Origin of the sequence: Haloferax sp. KTX1 (assembly GCF_902410085.1) — an archaeon.
Lineage (GTDB): Archaea > Halobacteriota > Halobacteria > Halobacteriales > Haloferacaceae > Haloferax > Haloferax massiliensis.
The window spans coordinates 48689-67135 of the sequence record NZ_CABPRH010000014.1 but is presented as its reverse complement, the minus strand read 5'-3'; the positions used below and the strand labels follow the sequence as shown (position 1 = coordinate 67135).

General features: G+C 55.9%; 11 protein-coding genes and 4 pseudogenes. 7 read left to right on the top strand and 8 right to left on the bottom strand.

The window, feature by feature from the left end; translation table 11 throughout:
* Window positions 1-375 precede the first annotated feature (375 nt).
* The gene (locus tag FY251_RS17990; protein ID WP_148416406.1) at window positions 376-1050 is read left to right on the top strand and encodes a helix-turn-helix domain-containing protein; all 675 of its coding nucleotides are present in this window, start codon (window positions 376-378) and stop codon (window positions 1048-1050) included.
* A 185-nt stretch (window positions 1051-1235) separates the two neighbouring features.
* Here FY251_RS17990 and FY251_RS17985 read toward each other — a convergent pair whose 3' ends face one another.
* From FY251_RS17985 to FY251_RS17975, 3 genes are all read right to left on the bottom strand, one after another.
* Window positions 1236-1934, bottom strand: a complete 699-nt coding sequence (locus FY251_RS17985) for a hypothetical protein (RefSeq protein ID WP_148416405.1) — start codon at window positions 1932-1934, stop codon at window positions 1236-1238.
* A 14-nt stretch (window positions 1935-1948) separates the two neighbouring features.
* Window positions 1949-2614, bottom strand: coding sequence for a helix-turn-helix domain-containing protein (locus tag FY251_RS17980; protein ID WP_148416404.1), 666 nt, complete (start codon window positions 2612-2614; stop codon window positions 1949-1951).
* A gap of 238 nt (window positions 2615-2852) precedes the next feature.
* The gene (locus FY251_RS17975; RefSeq protein WP_148416403.1) at window positions 2853-3683 is read right to left on the bottom strand and encodes a type IV toxin-antitoxin system AbiEi family antitoxin; all 831 of its coding nucleotides are present in this window, start codon (window positions 3681-3683) and stop codon (window positions 2853-2855) included.
* Window positions 3684-3750: 67 nt separating this feature from the next.
* Here FY251_RS17975 and FY251_RS17970 point away from each other — a divergent pair.
* Window positions 3751-4128 (top strand): annotated as a pseudogene (locus FY251_RS17970) (RNA polymerase subunit sigma-70); the annotation flags it as partial.
* Window positions 4125-4820, top strand: a pseudogene (locus FY251_RS23430) (nucleotidyltransferase domain-containing protein). The pseudogenes FY251_RS17970 and FY251_RS23430, both read left to right, overlap by 4 nt.
* Before the next feature lie 7 nt (window positions 4821-4827).
* Here the strand turns inward: FY251_RS23430 and FY251_RS17960 are convergent.
* The 3 genes from FY251_RS17960 to FY251_RS17945 form a co-directional block, all read right to left on the bottom strand.
* Window positions 4828-5265 carry a TRAM domain-containing protein gene (locus FY251_RS17960; protein ID WP_148416402.1) on the bottom strand — a complete coding sequence of 146 codons (438 nt, stop codon included), beginning with the start codon at window positions 5263-5265 and terminating at the stop codon, window positions 4828-4830.
* A gap of 75 nt (window positions 5266-5340) precedes the next feature.
* Entirely contained in the window at window positions 5341-7155 is a 1815-nt protein-coding gene (locus FY251_RS17955; protein WP_148416401.1) for a hypothetical protein, read from the bottom strand.
* Window positions 7156-7492: 337 nt separating this feature from the next.
* Entirely contained in the window at window positions 7493-11122 is a 3630-nt protein-coding gene (locus FY251_RS17945; protein WP_148416399.1) for an Eco57I restriction-modification methylase domain-containing protein, read from the bottom strand.
* 261 nt (window positions 11123-11383) lie between these two features.
* Between FY251_RS17945 and FY251_RS17940 the strand changes: the two genes are divergently transcribed.
* Entirely contained in the window at window positions 11384-12412 is a 1029-nt protein-coding gene (locus FY251_RS17940) for a Cdc6/Cdc18 family protein (protein ID WP_148416398.1), read from the top strand.
* A gap of 15 nt (window positions 12413-12427) precedes the next feature.
* Here the strand turns inward: FY251_RS17940 and FY251_RS23345 are convergent.
* Both FY251_RS23345 and FY251_RS17925 read right to left on the bottom strand, forming a co-directional pair.
* Window positions 12428-13116 (bottom strand): annotated as a pseudogene (locus tag FY251_RS23345) (SOS response-associated peptidase).
* Between the two features lie 469 nt (window positions 13117-13585).
* On the bottom strand, window positions 13586-14545 hold the full coding sequence (locus FY251_RS17925) for a hypothetical protein (RefSeq protein WP_148416396.1): 960 nt from the start codon (window positions 14543-14545) through the stop codon (window positions 13586-13588).
* Window positions 14546-14935: 390 nt separating this feature from the next.
* Here FY251_RS17925 and FY251_RS17920 point away from each other — a divergent pair.
* The 3 genes and pseudogenes from FY251_RS17920 (at window position 14936) to FY251_RS17910 (ending at window position 18391) form a co-directional block, all read left to right on the top strand.
* Window positions 14936-15903 (top strand): annotated as a pseudogene (locus FY251_RS17920) (hypothetical protein).
* 2 nt (window positions 15904-15905) lie between these two features.
* Window positions 15906-16223, top strand: a complete 318-nt coding sequence (locus tag FY251_RS17915; protein ID WP_148416394.1) for a hypothetical protein — start codon at window positions 15906-15908, stop codon at window positions 16221-16223.
* A 5-nt stretch (window positions 16224-16228) separates the two neighbouring features.
* Window positions 16229-18391: a type B DNA-directed DNA polymerase gene (locus tag FY251_RS17910; protein WP_187367440.1), complete on the top strand. Its 2163-nt coding sequence runs from the start codon at window positions 16229-16231 to the stop codon at window positions 18389-18391.
* Window positions 18392-18447 lie beyond the last annotated feature (56 nt).

Sequence of the window (18447 nt, the reverse complement as noted above, 5' to 3'; positions counted from 1 at the left end):
GCTCACCCACCATAATTCTGTGCCAGACGGATTGGGTGCGCCATCTACGTAATCTACATTTTGTACATTATGCATATTATTTCCGCAATCCCCATTAGCTACAATCGCCACCCAATATAGGTTACCTACACAATTTGCATTTTCTGCATTTTATACGCATTCACCACAATTACCGCCATCCACATCAACCGTCGATTAACGCAACCCACGCAATCAACATTATTTACATCATTCACATTATGAAGGTTGCCTATGATATATACATAGTCCAGACATTCAATAGGAGATACCTGAGTGGTGTAACTCAGCCAGAGCCGCTCTAACCGAGCTTCCAGTAAGACTTTTAACTGTTACCGGATTATTGGTAACTACCAGATGTACGAGATACTGGACGACACGGCGGCGCAAGTCATCCTCGCCATCGAGAGTGGTGACTCCATCCGTCGTGTCGCTCAGCACCTCCACACGCCCTACGAAACGGTCAGGCAGGCTGTCAACCGCCTCGAAGAGGCAGGCTACATCCACTATGACGATGGCCTTGACGTCGTCGACGACCGCGTGCGGAGCACAGCGCGTGAGCTGGTAGCCGCAAGTGCCGGCGTCAGTCCGCCATCCATCGACGAAGCCTACGTCATCCCGCAGTTCGGTGACTGGGCATTCGCGTTCACTCGGATCGACGCCGTCTACGTGTGGACTCAGGGCGGCTACCAAGTTGGTCGCGACCCCGAGGACTATCCATTGTTCCTCGCCGTTCGTGAGCAGGACGTCGACGCCTGGGAGGTGTTCTTTGAGTCGTTCGACATCCCGACCGCGTTCGAGCGCCAGCCCAGCGAGAAGTTTGCAGGCTCGCTGCAGATCGTCCTAGATCCACAACCGACGCTCGATATCGAATACGTCGAAGGCTACCCGGTAATCCCGCGAGAAGAGACGATCGCCTACATGCGCGAACACTACGCGACATTCGAGTCAGCACTCGCCATGCTCGACCGCATGTACGAGGAGCTGGATTTTGATGTCGCCTACCGTGAAACCGAGCGCATCCAGTCGTGAATGGAGATCGTGCAAGACGTTTTACGTTGATAGAGCCTCAATTTGGGTAACCCATGAGTCTGGACGAAGCGGTTGACGAAGCTCTCGCAACATACGGGATGTCGCGGAGTAAGGAGGCCGAGGAGACAGGCCGAACAGTCGCGACGCTCCAAGACTAGCGCACGCTACGCGAGACTAGTCATCTGTCATCTCCCCCGCTCGAGTTCAGTGCGTTGTGTCCGCAGAAATTCGATCAGCGAATCCACGTCATCGACCGGTACCTCTCCCTGTTGGAACACACCCTTGAACGAGTCCGTGAAGCCATCATTCTCGAGTTGTTCCAAGATACCCTTGATCTGCGCAGCGAGGGCATCCGAACTTCCTCTGTGGATGTGTCGCTCGATTCGGTCGAAGTCCGCATTCGAACTAATCACCACAAGGTCGCGTGCATCTGCTAACCGTCCGCTATGGAGTTTGAGCGCGAACAGGAGGGCAGGCTCCGGAATCCTCGCAGTCAGATCGTCCGCCACAGTGAGTGATTCGATGAGACTGTGCTCTTCGAGGTAGCGGTACGACCACTCGGCATCAGTCTGTCGGCAGCGCAACGCGCCGACCATTGCATCGAACTCAACGGTGTTCTCACCGACTGGTTTCTCGTACCGGACAATCCGCCCCTCGTAGATGTTCGCCACATCATTGTCGAACTCCTTGGTGTAGCCGGCGTTGGTGAGAAGAGCGTCGTATTCATCGAGCGATGTCTCTGGGAGCACCATGTCGACATCGGTGGTGAACCGCGCCTGGAAGGCGGATACCGCCCAACCGCCGACGAGCACGTATGGCAGACCGGCATCCTGTATCGCACGATGTGTATCGATTAGTTCGGATTGGCGTTCGGGAAGGCTCATGGGTGAATCGTTTTTCAGTCCGCAGTCATCCGGTCGTGGTGGCTCGCGTCGATATCCATGTCGTACTCCTCGTCGATGATCTCCAACGCTGGTTCGTACGCCGGTCGATTGTCCATCATCTGCTCGACCGTCTCATCCAATGGGATGACCGGGTTACCGTCAACCCACTCTGTTTCAATACCGCCTGCTGTGGGGAACAAGACGTAGTAGATATCTCCCTCGACGTCGCTGGCATCGGAGCGTTCGTCGATCGCGGTGTCGATCCCGTATTGTTCGAAGAACGCGATCCAGCGGTCGACGTCTTGGTCGTGAACGTCGATGAATACGGGATAGTCGTCGTGGCTGCGCGCGATCTGATAACCGCCGTGTGTCCACACGTAGGCCGCGTCGATCTCCGTGTACGCGAACTCCATCCCCGCAAAGTGAGGAATGATATAGGCGTCCTCCTGCGAGATACAGTCACGACGGTACAACGCGCCCATCATCTCATCATAGTGGCGGCGCATTTCGTGGTCGACGATCTGGATTCCATCATCAGTATTTGCGATAAAATCCGCGCCGTCCAACCGCTCGATCCAGTCGTATATCCACGAGTACGAAATATCGACCTTCTCCGCAATTCGGTTGATTGAATCCCCACGCTGTGCTGCCAAGACAATTTTCGCAGCGGTGGGATCCATGAATTCAGTCATCGACATGATGCGCTCGTAGTTATCTCTATCGAGATAGTCATACAAAAGCGCTCTGCATGTGACCAGCTAGACCCAAGAACCGAAACTCCTCGAAAAGCAGTATAGTCGCAATGTGTGTAGCTTGCTAAACGCTCTTCCGCCCTTGAACCGGAGGTTCTCAGCTAGCCCTGGCGTATTCCAAGCTCACGAGCAAGGACACGAAAGAGATTCTGATTGAACAGTAGAATCAGGACTTCGCCGGACCGAGCGTATTCAGGTCGACGTTGATCCGGAGACGATACTCGCTATCGTAGGTCCCCTGCTCGCTCCGCGTTGGGTCGAGCAGCGAGTAGCCGCTCGTGAATGACTCAACGAGCGTCTCACGCGTCGGGAGGTCGATACCTAGCTCGTCGGCAAGGTAGACGATTCGCTTGGTCGCCGCGCCGTTGTCGAGCCGCTGGAGGTACTCGCCGACCGTCGCCCACGAACAGTCCTGATCGTCCGCCGCGACCATCGCCTTTGCGAGTTCGCGGATGCCACCACAGTACTCGGGATGGTCAGTACAGTCGACGAGCGTCTTCTCCAGGTCGGCAACGTTCACGGCGGTTCCCTCGATAGACGTCAGCTCATAGCCGAAGAACTTCCGCTCGGTGACCGTCGCGACTTGGTAGGGAACGCCGTGAATCTCACGACTCTGTGCTCGCGTCGGGGTGACGACGTACACGGTCCGCGGAACCTGCTCGGTCAGCCCGTGATGGCTGAGGGCGCTGTAGTAGCCGATGTACATCGGCTCGACGACGTGCGACGCGATGAGATACTCGTGAGTCGTATACACAGCCTCCTCGCCGGCAGCGAGCGGGATGATGAGATATCGGCCAGGGAGAAGCCGGTCAAGCCACCCTTTCTCGGTGAGTCGGGAAGCGATCTCTCGGGCGGCGTTAGGCGCGACCTCGAGCGTCGCCTCGACGTCGTCGATCGAGATGATTTGGTGACCTTCAGCAGCGAGATGCGAGAGGAGTCGGCTCTCACGGGTCGAAAGTCCCTGCCGTATAGTTTGGACCTCTTGTGTGGAACTCATACCTGCGTTTCGCACATAGAATATGAAGGCCGGCAGGCTTCAAAGTTGCGCTTCACCACCCCATATGATCGACGCCGTCTACGTCTGGCCCCGAGGCGGTTACCAAGTCAACCGCGACCCCGAGGACTATCCGTTGTTCATCGCTGTTCGCGGGCAGGAGGTCTCGGTGTGGGAAGCGTTCTTTGAATCGTTCAGTTTCCCTGCTGAGTTCGAGCACCAGCCGAGAGATGAGTTTGCAGGATCGTTACAGATCGTTCTCGATCCACCGCCAGCGCTTGATATCGAACACATCGAAGGGTATCCGGTAATCCCGTGAGCGGAGACGATTGACTATATGCGCGAGCACTAGGCGCAGTTCCAATCGGCCCTCGCGATGCTGGATCGGATGTACGAGGATCTCGATCTGGGTGTCGCCTACCGGGAAGCTGAGCGAGTTCAATCATGAGCTTCAATAATCGGAGTAACGCACTCATCGAACTCCTTGAGGAACTCAACGAGGGTGGCCTCCAGTATGTCCTTGCCGGTGGATATGCCGTCTCAGCGTTCAATGCTCGCTTCTCGACGGATCTCGATATCGTCGTTGCGCCCGACAACAAGGATGGGTTCGTGGAGTTTCTCGAGGACCATGGATTCGAGGAAACCGACAGCCACGCGAAGCAATGGTTCTACGACACGGAGGTCATCGAGTACGAAAAACGCCTTGCTCCGCAGCAACCGATTTGATTCGATCTCTTGGTGAACGGGCTTGGCTGTCGGCAGACCGAGGCGCAGTGGTCGTTTGACTATCTGCATAACCACAGTACGGAACGGGAGGTGACCGGCGGGACGGTGACGACGACCGCCCGAGCCATTGATGGGGCGGTACTGGTGGCTGCGAAACTCCACAGTGGGCGTGAGACGGATCTCCGAGACGTCCTTGCGGTCGCAGAAGAGATCGACCTCGGCACTGTGACACCGCACCTACGCCGGGGAGATGAGGATGCTCTTCGGGCGCAGCTTGAGCGTGGGCTCGAGATTCTCGATAGCGAGGACCTGAAGCACGGCTATCGGAGTGATTTCGGGGCGTCAGCAGTCTCAACAGAGACAGTTACTGCCCTCGAGCACTATCTTTCTGAGCAGGTAGAGGAGCTGCGCTGACAGCAGGTTAGAGTGCTCGTGGATCGTTATTGACGACGCTTGCAAACGCGACATTCTCCTGGACCTGTTCGATTTCGACGGTCGGTTCGTCACCAGGTTGGGCACCAGGTACGATAACGACGTATCCGCGTTCGACTTTTGCGATTCCGTCGCCTTGGTCGCCGACCGTCTCGATCGCCACGTCGCGAACCTCGCCTTCATTGACCGGTGGAGTAGGCGGTTCAGATCCTCCTTTGGTAGAAGACGACGGCGATCGTGTTGTGCGCTCGTCAGTGGCCTCCGTCGACGACAGCTGTTGCGTGAGTACACCGATTCGGTAAGTTTCACCAGGAGTGAGAGCACCGTGATCAATCTCGGTTTGCGGAACTTCGAAAGTATACGTCTCTCCTCGTTTCTCTACGGTTGCACTAAACATACTATGGAGCGACTCTGGAACCTCAACCATACGCCGACCTACAGCCCCTAGTAGTTAATCGGTTATCTTCCAAAGGTAGCTCGCACGTCGTGAAGACAAAAAGTGTCATCGAATCAAATCATCTAACTCCTCCACGAGATTCCCGCCAGTAAGCGACTTTGCCAATACCTCATGTCGGACTTCACTATTGTACGCAGTTTCCAATGCTCGATGGTAAGCTGATGCAGAACGCCGGTCGTTGATATTTTCCTCGATACAGTGCAGCATCAATTCAGTGTACTGCCACGGTAAGGTGTCTTCATCGTGTTTCCGAAGATCGACACAGCATTGGAAGATGATGTTGGTGATGTACTCTTTGAACTGGTCCGGAATCTCTTCGGTTGTCATAATTCGCCGATGACAGGAAAACAAACAGATGACAGTTGATTTCGGGATATTCGTACCTCGATGGGTGTCAATCGAGTCTAGCCGGATGAAGTCTGCATATCGCGCGTCGTTCGCCACATCTGTATCCTCCTGTCCTTTGTTCTCGTCATCCCTCTCTACATCGGGTTTGACCATTACGTCGCACTCGTCCTCTAGCACCATCTTCTCCATCGCCTTCAACCAGTCAGTCATATTGCTCACCATCTCGTAGAGAAACCGTGAGTAGTCGTTCGGCCACTCTGCAACTGGATCACTCTCGTCCGTGATCTCGTAGTTCTCACAGATCAGGCGCGTGAAAGAGTCATAATTGTACAGAAACATATGCCATGAAATTCGCTGATAGAGCGACTCACTGACCATTATATCAAAAAACGTAATCGCAACGTAGACCGGATCACTAAAGATATAGTTATCAGAATTATTTGATGTCGTTAACTGCTGGTCGTGATACTTATCATGGTCCTGCTTGCCTTGGTCGCGAAGAATTTTCTTCGTAGTAGCTCCGATCGGGTTGTACACATCAAGCTCCTCTGCACGCGAACAGTCCGATAACAACGAATAGATCAGGCGGTTGTCCGGATCGATCCTGTATCTGTAGACTCCCCGCCCACCCATATTGTTCTCGATATCCCGGTAGAGAAGACTGTTCTCCGTATTTAGCATCGTCGTGAGATACTGATTGGTGAATTCCCGTCGGTGAAAGCCCTCAAGCGAATCGTCAGAAATGACGTCAATCCCGAGTTCAGGGTTAAGAATCGGATGTTTCGCGGCGAACTCTGGGCTCAAAAGTAATGATTCGGTATAGCCCGTCGCATCTTCTGCCGTGTCAGATAGCCGATACCGTAATCGTGAAAACCAATACTCCGCTTGCTGGCGTTTGAAACTCACCATCTCTCGCGCGCGGTCTAGCTGGCCATCAGGCGCTCTGTCTTCAGCTTCTTCAATGACGTACTCTAGGACCGGTGACCGACGATCAGCCGCCTCTCCTTCCTCGATTTCTTCAACAGAAGACAGCACCTCAGCCCATGATTCATTCCCTGGCGCCGTTGGCTTTGCAGGATGATCAATGAGGGGAACGTAATTGTCCCGAATGACATCGACCAACGTCCCGTATTCGTCTCGGTTGTAGAGATCACGGAGAGTAGAGAGAAGATATTGCTCATTCCGAATGCGGACATTCTCGCGTACAAATACCCCGACAAAGATACCAACAATAGCCAGAACAGCACTTAATTGGGCAATTTCGACTGTTAGCCGCGTTATCTCGATAGAGATGTATCCCGTGTTCAGAGTCCCGAGAGTTTCTCTATCTGTATTTTGTAGGATAAGTCCGCCAACATATCCTAACAGGATAACGGCACCGAAGATGCTGAGAACACCGATACCGAGTTTGTTCCCGAGGCAGTATCCGACGCGGTGTTGTCGGTACTTGGGGAGCACACCATAGATAGCGACAATGGTCGCGAGAAGAGTGAAGACGAAAAGTTCCGCCATTGTCGGGTCGATTGTATGCGATTCTTATAGTTCTATATCTCTGTCTTTCGAGGGCCCTTGCTTTTCACAGGAACGAGACGAGGGATGTCCCCGAGATGCCCCTCCACCAGCTTATTCTACATCGGCCTGACGTCCCGCCACCGCAAATCTACGGTTTCACCATCGGCTATCTCAACTCGATACAGTATAGAGTCACGCTCATCCCCTGTCGACTGGCCAGCATCATCCTCTATTAAATCCACAATCTCACCAGTTCGCCCATGTAGGCGCTCAAAGTCAGGGTCGTCCTGGTTTGGGATATCTACTCGGACGCGCTCCCCAATACTGAACCGATTCATCACTCCTCGTCCGACATTGCCTTCGGCCTGACTGGTGTCGTCGGCGTCTTCACAGTCTCCTTGATGTACTCACGCGTCTCATCGTCAATACCGTACAGTTCGTACACTTCGTCATTAAGGTCATTTTCGAGGTCCTTGATATCCTGTTCAATAGTGTCGAGACTGCCAGCGGCATTGTCGTATTGCTGGACAAAGGTTTGTAGAGCACCCTCAGTACGAGGGAGTTGGGCTTTAGAAATGTCCTCCACAGCCTCGAACTTCAGGATCTCTACTGCACGCTCGAACATCTCCGCAACATCCTTAGAGGTGAATGTGATGGAATCCTGTACGTTCAGCTGAAGCGTAGCACCGTCCGTGTACGGGTCCGTGATATCACCATCGGACAGGTTCATACTGTCCACATACCCAGCTAAGGACAACGATTCCTGATCAATCTCTTCCCGTTCGAACACCAGCGCCGGATTCTCCTCGATATCTTTTGCCTTGTGATACTCCGTAACCCGGTCCTGCAGATCTGACGCCAATAATTCTACATCAGAGACCGTCTCGTTATCGCACTCGTCCGGATTCGGGACCGGGATTTTCTTCAAATACCCACTCTTGTACCGAAGGAACTCGTCCTTGTATGTCGGTGCAATACGACGGTAATAGAATTGCACCGCATCACTATTGAGGACTCCAAGTAGATACCATTCACTTGCCTCGCCCTCACTTAGGACGTAATATGTGGTGTCCAAACAGTAAAATTTCTTGCTTTCGTCAAGCCAGAAGTTATTGTAGAGGACGATGTCCGGCGTCACGATCTTTTCGCGTTCGAACATCTCCGGTGACTTCGTCTTATCTATTGCAAACCACGGCTCACCACCCTCCTCCACACACCACCGGTCTTTCAGACTCTCTTTGTGCTCCAACAGATACTCCTTGATGTTCGGGAACTCGTTGATCGGTGTGTCGTTCCGCGTATAAATGACATATCGATCCTCCCACGGAGAATACCACCGCTCAACCTGCTTCCCACCAACTAACGGATGAACCAACTCATCTTCCAAATCGTACTCGTCGATGGTAGCTTCATCGACGATTAGCACGTCGTTATCTCCCGTTCGAAGACCACGCTCAACGTTATCATCTTCGCAGTACGTTTTAAGTTGCTGTCCCCCCGCTTCAACAGCCTTCATTGCCGCCTCTTCACGCGCACTCACGAACCGCCAATCGCCATCACTAATCATCTCCGAAGACACCGGATACACATCTATTGGAAGAGTCGGATTAAACTGTGAGGAGTCGATACTGAGGCTATTGATGGCCTCGCTTGTGTCTGGTGCAGTGTCACCAGGTGTGTCTGGCACAACACTATTAAGAAAATCTGGAATCGTCGGCGAGTCATCCATCTCACCATTATCGTCTACGTCATCCCACCCACGAGCCAACTGACGCTCTAACAGCTCCGGGAACACTTCTGCATCTATAGAGCCGAAAGTGAAGCGATAATCCTCGGCCAACACGAACTCGTCCGCACTCCGCTCGCCTTCCCCCTTATTAATTCGCTTCGCTGTGAAGATGAGTGGGAAAGCCTTCGCAGACCGAAATACATCCACGCTGCCAAAGTCAATCAGCGTCTTCAACTGGTAATTCATCGGCACCCACTCACGTAACTTCTCCCCATACCGAGACTGAACGAACTTATTTGAGATGATGAATCCGAGTTGGCTGTCCTCATCCAACCATCCCGCTGCCCGCTCAACGAATAGACAGTAGAGGTCATAGTTGTAGTGAGAACTGTAGTATTCGTCATAGTCGTCACGAGCAGGGCCTTCCGGGAGATTCTGCATCCGAACGTACGGCGGATTCCCCACAACAAACCCGTAGTCCTCTCTGTCCTTCGTTCGATGTGCTCTCTGCTTCTCTTCCTGATACTTCCGCTGAAGGGCACTACTGTGGAGTGAAGCGAGATTTGTTTGTGTCTCTGACCGGAGACTATCGGTTTGATAGATCTCGAAGCGGTCAAGTGTATAGTCCTCATCCACTTCTTTCACCTCCCGGTAGAGGTCGATCACCTGGAACAGAAGATTCATCTCCGCGATGTGGGTCGCGAATGGATTGATGTCGAGACCGTAAATCCGATTCTGAATAATGCGGAGCGACTCCTTCGCGCCAACACCTTTGTTGTCGAGGCGCTTGCGAAGCCGGGCTGTCGCTCGGACCAAGAACGTCCCGCTCCCGCATGCTGGATCAAGTAAATCGTATTCCGGGAGTTCAATTGGTTCATCTGCCGTGTACCCGACCTGATCCAGGATGAAATCGACAATCGATGTTGGGGTGTAGAATTCCCCGAGTTCCTTTCGTTCCTGCGGATCAAGGTGTTCCTCGTAGAGATGGCCGAGGACGTCACGGCTAACGTAAGAAAAGTTAAAGTGGTTCAAATGCCACAACGTCTTCTGTAGCACTTCATCTAGTTCCTCACCGTCTTCAAGCGGCCAGTCGAAAATTTGCTGTGTGTAGAGATGGTCGTAGACTTCACTGAGTTCCTGGCTTGCGAAGTTGAATAGATCGGAGTAATCGTGTTCTGTGTACCGACTATAGTTGTCCCAGAAATCGAAGTATTCGGTGACGCCGCCGTTGCTAATCATCTGATTTGTAAGGCCCTGGTCCTCAGCAATTCGAATCAGGAGAATTTTATTAATTTGGACGTAGACAGATTCTCGACAGAAGATTCGCTTGTTGTCCTCTTTCTCATTTTCCTGTCGCTGGCTGAGGTTCACCCACGTCTCGTAGTCACTGTGGAACTCCCGGTACTGCGAATACTCCTCTCGCAAATTCCCTAACTCGACCTCGAGTTCAGCGATTTCGCTGTCCTCATGTCCTTCACCGCGTAAAAATTCTATCTGCTGTTCGAGGTCATCCGCCTGCGACCGGAACTCTTCATACCGGTCTTCATACTCGTCGAAAGCCGCCAACGTGTATGGCATGAGGTATTCGTCCAGACACGTTGAAAGTGACTGAATGAGATTCTGGAAGCCTTCATCCGAAGAAACGTCTTGTCGATCGTGAATCTCGAAATCATCGTATCGGCCTGGGTCACTAATTTCCTGTTCGCGCAGCTGCATCAACTGCTGAATTGACTGTCGTTCATCCAACGATAGCTCATCAGTAATCCCTTTCCCCGATACTTTATTCACGATTCCCTCGAACTCGATGTCAGCAATCAGTTTCGCGCTGACACCGTGCCTAGTTTCGTCTGCCTCGGACTCGTCACACCGCCGATACACCAACATCTTATCGACGTTGGTGGCGATAAGATAGCGAACGTAGGTTGTGGATGATGCATAGCGGAAGGCTTGGTCGATGCCATCCTCTGCATCTACATCCCGTTTCTTCCCCTCAACGACGATGACTGGCTTACGTTCGTCGTCGTAGAAACGAACGTCATTCCAGTCATCCTCCTGCTCGTAATCTGACGGACTGAATCCAAGTGCGTCAAGAAACAAGTGCCGGACAAGGCGTGGCATCAAATCATGTTCCATCCGTTCCCCGGTTTCAATTTCATCATAGAGATCCTGATAAGACGAGAATACTTGTTCGACGAATTTATCGCCGGGAGAGGAGGACGAAGATGCCGTGTCGCTCATGAATACCGCGACCTTCTTACTCAACCCATATAAATGCAAAACACACCCACTTGAGCCGACCACGTTACAAGAACTGTATTTCGTCCTTTCGGGAAGGATCGGTTTCCCTGAATTTCCGGAAAGAAATCAGCCCGGATTTCAGCAGAATTGTCGCACAGAGATACGGCATCCAACCGGCGACCAGTTACTGGAACTTGCTTTCCGGAAGCGACCCGGTCACGTATTTATGGCCTGACGCAGAACCACTCCGTTACCAACATCATGATACGCGATGCTCGGGTGCTCCGCGCCGGGTTCGTCCCTCGGGAAGTCGAGCATCGCGACGCCGAAGTCAACCACCTCTCCAGCGTCCTTGAGCCCATCACGAACGGCGAGCCCGCCGACACCGCCATCGTGACCGGGCCCAGCGGCACTGGGAAAACCTGTATCTCACAGTTCGTCACCGAGCGCCTTCGCGAGGAAGTCCTGGACGTCGAAGCTACCTATGTCAACTGCTGGCGCAACTATACGCGCTATCGGACACTCTACCAGATTCTCGACGATTTCGGCGAAACCATCGATATCCACCGCCAGTCGACACCCCACGACGAACTCATCGACCGACTCCAACAGTACGACGGGCCACGGACAGTCATCATCCTCGACGAGGTCGACCAGCTCGAAGATCCGGGCGTTATCTATGACCTCCACAGCCTCCCACAATTCGCGGTAATCTGTATCGCCAACAAAGAAGAGGATCTCTTCAGCCGCGTCGACGACCGTCTCGTGAGTCGACTCCGCTCCAGCGAGCACGTCCGAATGGACAAGTACCACGATGAGCAACTCCACGACATCCTCGCTGCTCGCGTGAAGGGAGGGCTCGACCAGGACGTCGTCACGGACAACCAACTCCACCGCATCGCCGACGCCGCCGCCGGCGATGCTCGTCTCGCCATTGGGATTCTCCGGACCGCCGCGAGCAAAGCCGACCGCGAGAGCAGAGAGCGAATCACCGATGATATCCTCCTCAACGCTGCGGAAGACGCTCGCGCTCAGATCAAGCAGAAGAATCTCGACTCACTCACGCCGCACCAGCGGATTGTCTACGACGTTGTCCGGGAACACGGGCCCCTCGGGCCGAGCGAGATCCACGAGTACTATCAGCAAAACGTCGATGACCCCCGGACGAAACGGACAGTGCGCACATATCTGTCGAAGATGACCCAGTATAACGTCCTTGAGGCGGAGGGCACGAGTCGAGATCGAGAGTACTCGCTCGTCGATTCGGCAGCTGCGTCACCGATGCAGTGACCGTGGCGCCGTCACCTATCCGGAACTGAACTCACCGAGGCCCGATTGCTCGTGGTCCAGCGGCTCGATGACCTGCGGATCGTCGTTTCCAGGGTTGTTGACCCGCGTGGAGATCTCGTAGGCGTCCAGATCGTCCTTCGGGTACGGGCGACACAGCTCCTTGCGAGCGTCGGGCCCGGCAGAGAGCCATTCGGACTCGGCATCCCGTGACAGGACAACCGGCATCCGGTCGTGAATGGACGTCATGAGATCGTTCGGGTCCGTCGTCAAGATCGTCACGCACGAGATTGTCTCGTCCTTACCCTCCCAAACGTCCCAGAGCCCAGCCATCGCGAAGGCTGAATCATCCTCGCAGTGAATTCGGTACGGCTGTTTCGTCCCGCCGTTCGGTGATTTCACTCGTAGAACCCCGACGAGAGGACGAGACAGGGCTGTGATTCCCACGCCTGTTCGAAGACGCGTTTCTCGTCGGCGGTCTCGGAGCGGGCGTTGATGGTTCCCTCCTCAGGCTCATCTGCCCAGAACGGGATCAAGCCCCAGTGGTAACGGTCGATTTCGTCGGGGGCCTCGTTCGTGATGATGTGTAAGTCGTCGCCGGGCGCGATGTTGTATCGCGGTGTATAGCCTCCGTCCGTGGCGACCTCGGCGTCGAAGTGCTTCTTGAGGTCCTCCTGGGTGGCGAATAGCGCGTTTCGCCCGCACATATCTCTCGTCTCGGAGTGAATGAGTATCAATGGATCGTGTTTAGACGCTAAAAAGTAGGCCGACATCCCGCTATCAGGAGGAAGCGGAGTGGAACGCGTGAGAGCTGTCGTCTACGATATTGATCAGGTACTCACGAACACCCACAGTCCCCAGCACACCCGCACCCCGATTGATGCACCAAATTTGGTACCCACAGGTAGAGTAAAGCTCCGGTAACGAGCCCGATGCCGCCAACTATGATCCCAGATACCGGCCCGACAACGGGGAGCAAAATAGCGTCCGGAGGCACTAACGCCCCGATACTGAGTCCCACGATGATCGCGGCGACTACCTTCACGAGCTTCGGACTGACGACTGCGTTCTGGCGCACATTCATGACTGACTGGTCGCAGAGAACCGGCATAACGATTTTGCGAACGCCAATTCTGTCCGAATACTGACAATATCCACAGTCACAACACAAAGCCTTCAGCCCTCAATTCGCTCTGACTTGACGACTTGGAGATCGTCATCGAGGACGATGCGGAGGCGGTCACCGTCGATTTCGAACACCATCGCAACAGCCCGCGGGTCTTTGCCAATAACTTCGATCCCCTCTCTGGCGGCGACGATAGGGTCGTCCCACCAGCGGGCGAGGACAACGTCGCGGTTCTGGTCGGCGAAAAACCCGACGACAGCGGGGGCCGTCAGTGCGATATTGGCCGGGTGACCGACGAGACTTGTGTTGCAGCCCGTACACGCCAAGACTGCGTACGTCTCTAGGCCGGCCATCTCCTCGACGGAGGCGGACCCGTAGGTGATTGATGCTGAGGGCTGGAGTGCGCGCTCGACGACGCCGCCGCAACCGAGACAGACGCCCCGACGCATTGTCTCGACCTTTGCATGGCGGCGCTGGTAGGCCGCGTCCAGTAACTTCCGGTTCGAGCGGTCTGCAAGCCCACGCGACGGGAAATGCACTGCATCGAAGAGCATCTGACAGCTGACACACTCGACGGTGAGGAGGTGATCTGGATGGTACGCCGCAGAGAGCTGGCCGTCACAATCGGGGCAGTCGCCGACTGGAAATCGCTCGATGGTCCGACGGTCGGTCAGCGTCCCGGCGACGACCGCCTGGTAGATCAACTGCCCGGGCAGTCGGAGTGCGTACCCTTCATCGCTTTTCTTGACGAACGTCCCGACGAGCTTGTCGAGATGATAGTTGAACCGGCCACTATCCTCGACATCCACTCGCTTCATCAGGTCCGAGAAACGGAGGCTGTTCGGCGCGGCAGGATCAGTCGTCCGCGCCTCGCCGAGCGCGATGATGATATTCGCTCGCGTGTGCTCGCCGATGATTGAGAGCGCCTCGTCTAGTGACAGGGGATCTATCACCTCGATATCGATGTGACGTTCCGTCCCTCCGTCGTGGTCTGCCCCCTTGTCAGGCATACCTCACTGTTCGTGGGTTCCCCTCTTAGGTATTCGACTGGAAGCCTATCCCCCAGAACCGCCTCCGTCGCCCTTCTTGATAGCCAGCGATAGGTTCACCAGTGATGGCGCTTTTCGACAGCGATACAAGTTGATCCGTGGCGCAGATGAATCAAGAGAGGAAATGTTGGTTTTCACTCTTAACCAACAGGTGAAGTTCTCTCTGCGTGGTGTTGGTTAAGGCGGCTGCCGTGTAATCCTCATTCGGATTCCTGAAACATTCCGGAAGCGCGATTTCACAGCGCCAGAATCCGAATGCGGCACGGACTTCTGACCTACCAATACGACCCTTCTCTGAAACGTGGAAACGACACGCCACGCCTTATCGGATACCTCTCCGTCTAGTGAGGTATGCCCGAGGGATCTCCATCGAGGTCGCAATCGACGAGTAGCCAGCTGACTGTGAACCAGCCGACGCGTGGCGCAGACCGCAATCAACATCGCTCACTGAGACGGCCGACCATCCACCTGATGACTCCTTATTCCCCTCACTTAATGACGGAATCACGCTCCTCGATATCGAGGGAGGGCGTGGCGTCCCAATTCTCCAGTCGCTCGTGCTCGACCATCTCTTGCTGAGCGACGGGCCGGCCTTCTGGGTCGACGCCCACGGCCACGCGACAACCACCTCACTCGCCCGCCTCACGCCCAGCCAGCGCTTACTCGACCGGATTCACGTCGCCCGCGGCTTCACCGCGTACCAGCACTACGGCGCGCTCTGTGACCTCCCGACCGCCGTCAACCAATTCGTCCAGCAGGCCACGGCCGCGGACGCCGTCGCGACGCGCCGCGAACGGCAGAACCACGAGCAGGAGACTTCGCCACACACGCCGTCGCTCATTGTTGTTCCTGCACTCGATGCCCAGTACCGGGGCGACGATACCTTGGGGGAAGAACACGCGCAGACGCTCCAGGCACGTGCTCTCGTTCGCCTCAGCACCTATGCACGGGGCTACGACGTTCCCGTCCTCGTCACGCGCACGACCGACGACGAGTTTTCGGATTCGATTCAGACGGTCGCCGTTCAGCACCTATGCTGTGAACAAACCTCGATGGGGCCACGTTTCGTCGGTGACGAATTCGAGACCCTCGTCTATCCCGTCGACGGCGGCGCGTACTACCAGACGACGTTCGCGTACTGGCGGCAGATGCTCACTGCCCGTGCCGACCAGGTGGGCCTCCAGCCGGCGTCACCCCCCTCCCCAGGGGATGCTGGCGGAACTACCGATGTCGGGACCGGCGTCATGGCCGACGGTACGAATACGACACTCACCACGAATCCGCTGCTCGACGCGTGGGCTAACACAGGAGGTCGGTGACGGTGGGGCGGACGAATCCGACGTTCCGGGATGCGCTTCGCGCTATCGAAGAGCGGTGGGGAGAGTATCGCCGTGCGCTCCGGCGCCGCGACCAACCTCGGTTCGACCAGCTGTTCACGTACGCCCGCGAGCACGCCGACGCGAGCGGGCTGTTGAACCACCAGAACCCCATGCTTCCGTCGCTTCTCAGCGTCGATCTCGAACAGGAGTCACGCCTCGACGCACATGACGAGCGCCTCGACGATCGCGAGGATGCAATCGGGGCGTTGCGGGAGCAGCACGACGAGATGGACGACCAGAGACAGCCAGCTGACGACTGATACCGATGCCGTTCAAAATCGATTTCCTCGACGACCGCGTCCTGGAATGGGAGGTGACAACCGACGGCGCCGTGGCCACTGAGCGCCGGGACTACACACCGCGGTTCTACGTTGCACCACGCTCGCCAGAGACTGACGTCGATCTCTCTGGACTCCAAGCCTTCTACGAGCGTCATCCGGACATCGTCGCGACCGAGTACGTCGACCGTCGTCCTGGGTTTCGTCGCGACCTGGAGCGGGTCCTTGCCGTCGACGTCTCACACGTCGATCGGGTGACTGCGCTCGCCCGCCAGACGCGCCAGCTCTCGGAGTACCCCATCGGCGATATCGCCTGTTTCAACGTGGACTTCTCGCGCGAGTTCCGCTACTGTCTAGAGAACGATATCGATCCGACACCGGCAAGCGAGCTGTCGACGCTCCGCCTCAGTATCCCGGTGACCGAGACGAACAGTGACACCTACGCCGAACTCGGCGTTAACGGCGAGACCGTCACGGGCCCGCCGGAGGATCTCCTCGCTGCTGTGCAGGATGCGCTCGACGTACGCGACCCGGATGTCCTCGTGTGCTCGACGAGCGAGATAATCCCGACGCTCTACACGATGGCTCGCGACGCCGGCGTCGACGAGTTCGAAGTAAGTCGTCGCCCCAGTGTGGGCTACCAGCAGCTCGCCGGTCGGTCGACGTATTCGAGTTACGGCCGGGTGGGACATTCGCCTTCCCGGTACAACGTGCCGGGCCGGGCGATCATCGACGAATCGAATACGTTCTTCTTCGGTGAGACGAACCTCGACGGCATTCTCGACCTCGTCGCGCGGTCGAAAAAGCCAGTTCAAGAACTCGCCTGGGCGTCGATCGGGAACGTCCTTACCGCCATCCAGATCTGTGAAGCCCACAAGCACGATGTACTGACGCCGTGGAACTCCTGGCGTCACGAGTTCTACAAGCCGATGACCACGCTCCACGATGCCGACCGTGGTGGCTTCATCTTCGCGCCCGAAGTAGGGGTACACGAGGACGTCCACGAACTCGACTTTTCGAGTCTCTATCCGAATATCATCTGCACGCGGAACGTCTCGCCCGACGTCATTCGGTGTGATTGCCACAGTGATCGCGAGGACGTTCCCGGCCTCGGCTACTCGATTTGCGATGAGCGGGGTTACCTCGTCGACGTCCTCCAACCGCTAGTCGACGATCGCGATGAGATCAAGACCGACATTCGTCGCGAACAGCAGCGAGAGGTGCCTGACCAAAACCGTCTCGACGAACTGGAGGGGCGGTCGGCCGCGCTGAAGTGGATCCTCGTCGCCTGCTTCGGGTATCAGGGATTCAGCAACGCGAAGTTCGGGCGGATCGAGTGCCACGAAGCGATCAACGCGTTCGCTCGCGAGATTCTGTTGACGGCGAAACAGCGGCTGGAAGCCGGCGGCTGGCGGGTCGTCCACGGCATCGTCGACTCCATCTGGGTGACCCCGGACCCTGACGTCGACGGCGATGACCGCGAGGACCTCGAGGCACTCGCGACGGCGATCACCGAGCGCGTCGAGATTCGGCTCGAACACGAAGCCCACTACGACTGGGTGGCGTTCGTGCCGCAGCGCGAGAGCAACGCTGGCGCGTTAACGAAGTACTTCGGGAAGGTCGCTGGCGAAGACGAATTCAAAATCAGAGGCATCGAAGCCCGGCAACGCTCGACCCCGTCGTTCATCGAGGACGTCCAGCGGGACTGTCTCGACCGACTCGATGCCACGCGGTCCCCAGACGCGGTACTCGGACGTCTCGAACGAGCGATCAAGGAACTGCACTCGGGTACTGTTGCAGCGGAACAGCTCGTCGAACGGAATCGTGTCTCCAAGCCGTTGGAAGGTTATACGCAGAATACTCAGAACGTGGCGGCCTTGAAACGGGCTCGTGACCAAGACCTCGCTGTCCACCCGGGGCAGGATATCGAGTACGTGGTCGTCGACGACGAGAAGTCCTCGCGAGAACGGGTCGCGTTGGCCCACGAAGCGATCGAGACCTACGACGCCTCGTACTACGAGACACAGCTGGTTCGAGCGATTGAGAGCGTGCTGTTGCCGCTGGGGTGGGATCGTACAGACATTCGACGGAGACTCGCAGAGACACGAGAGGTGGAGCTGACGGAGTTTACAGCAGCCCGGAACGGATGAGTAGTCTCAGATGGCACTTGCGGCGAGCAAACCACAAGTGGGCGACGAGGTTGATC

Excerpts from the sequence above, each read along its gene's own strand:
- FY251_RS17990 (WP_148416406.1), top strand. The coding sequence starts at position 376 with ATGTACGAGATACTGGACGACACGGCGGCGCAAGTCATCCTCGCCATC.
- FY251_RS17985 (WP_148416405.1), bottom strand. The coding sequence starts at position 1,934 with ATGAGCCTTCCCGAACGCCAATCCGAACTAATCGATACACATCGTGCG.
- FY251_RS17980 (WP_148416404.1), bottom strand. The coding sequence starts at position 2,614 with ATGGATCCCACCGCTGCGAAAATTGTCTTGGCAGCACAGCGTGGGGAT.
- FY251_RS17975 (WP_148416403.1), bottom strand. The coding sequence starts at position 3,683 with ATGAGTTCCACACAAGAGGTCCAAACTATACGGCAGGGACTTTCGACC.
- FY251_RS17960 (WP_148416402.1), bottom strand. The coding sequence starts at position 5,265 with ATGGTTGAGGTTCCAGAGTCGCTCCATAGTATGTTTAGTGCAACCGTA.
- FY251_RS17955 (WP_148416401.1), bottom strand. The coding sequence starts at position 7,155 with ATGGCGGAACTTTTCGTCTTCACTCTTCTCGCGACCATTGTCGCTATC.
- FY251_RS17945 (WP_148416399.1), bottom strand. The coding sequence starts at position 11,122 with ATGAGCGACACGGCATCTTCGTCCTCCTCTCCCGGCGATAAATTCGTC.
- FY251_RS17940 (WP_148416398.1), top strand. The coding sequence starts at position 11,384 with ATGATACGCGATGCTCGGGTGCTCCGCGCCGGGTTCGTCCCTCGGGAA.
- FY251_RS17925 (WP_148416396.1), bottom strand. The coding sequence starts at position 14,545 with ATGCCTGACAAGGGGGCAGACCACGACGGAGGGACGGAACGTCACATC.
- FY251_RS17910 (WP_187367440.1), top strand. The coding sequence starts at position 16,229 with ATGCCGTTCAAAATCGATTTCCTCGACGACCGCGTCCTGGAATGGGAG.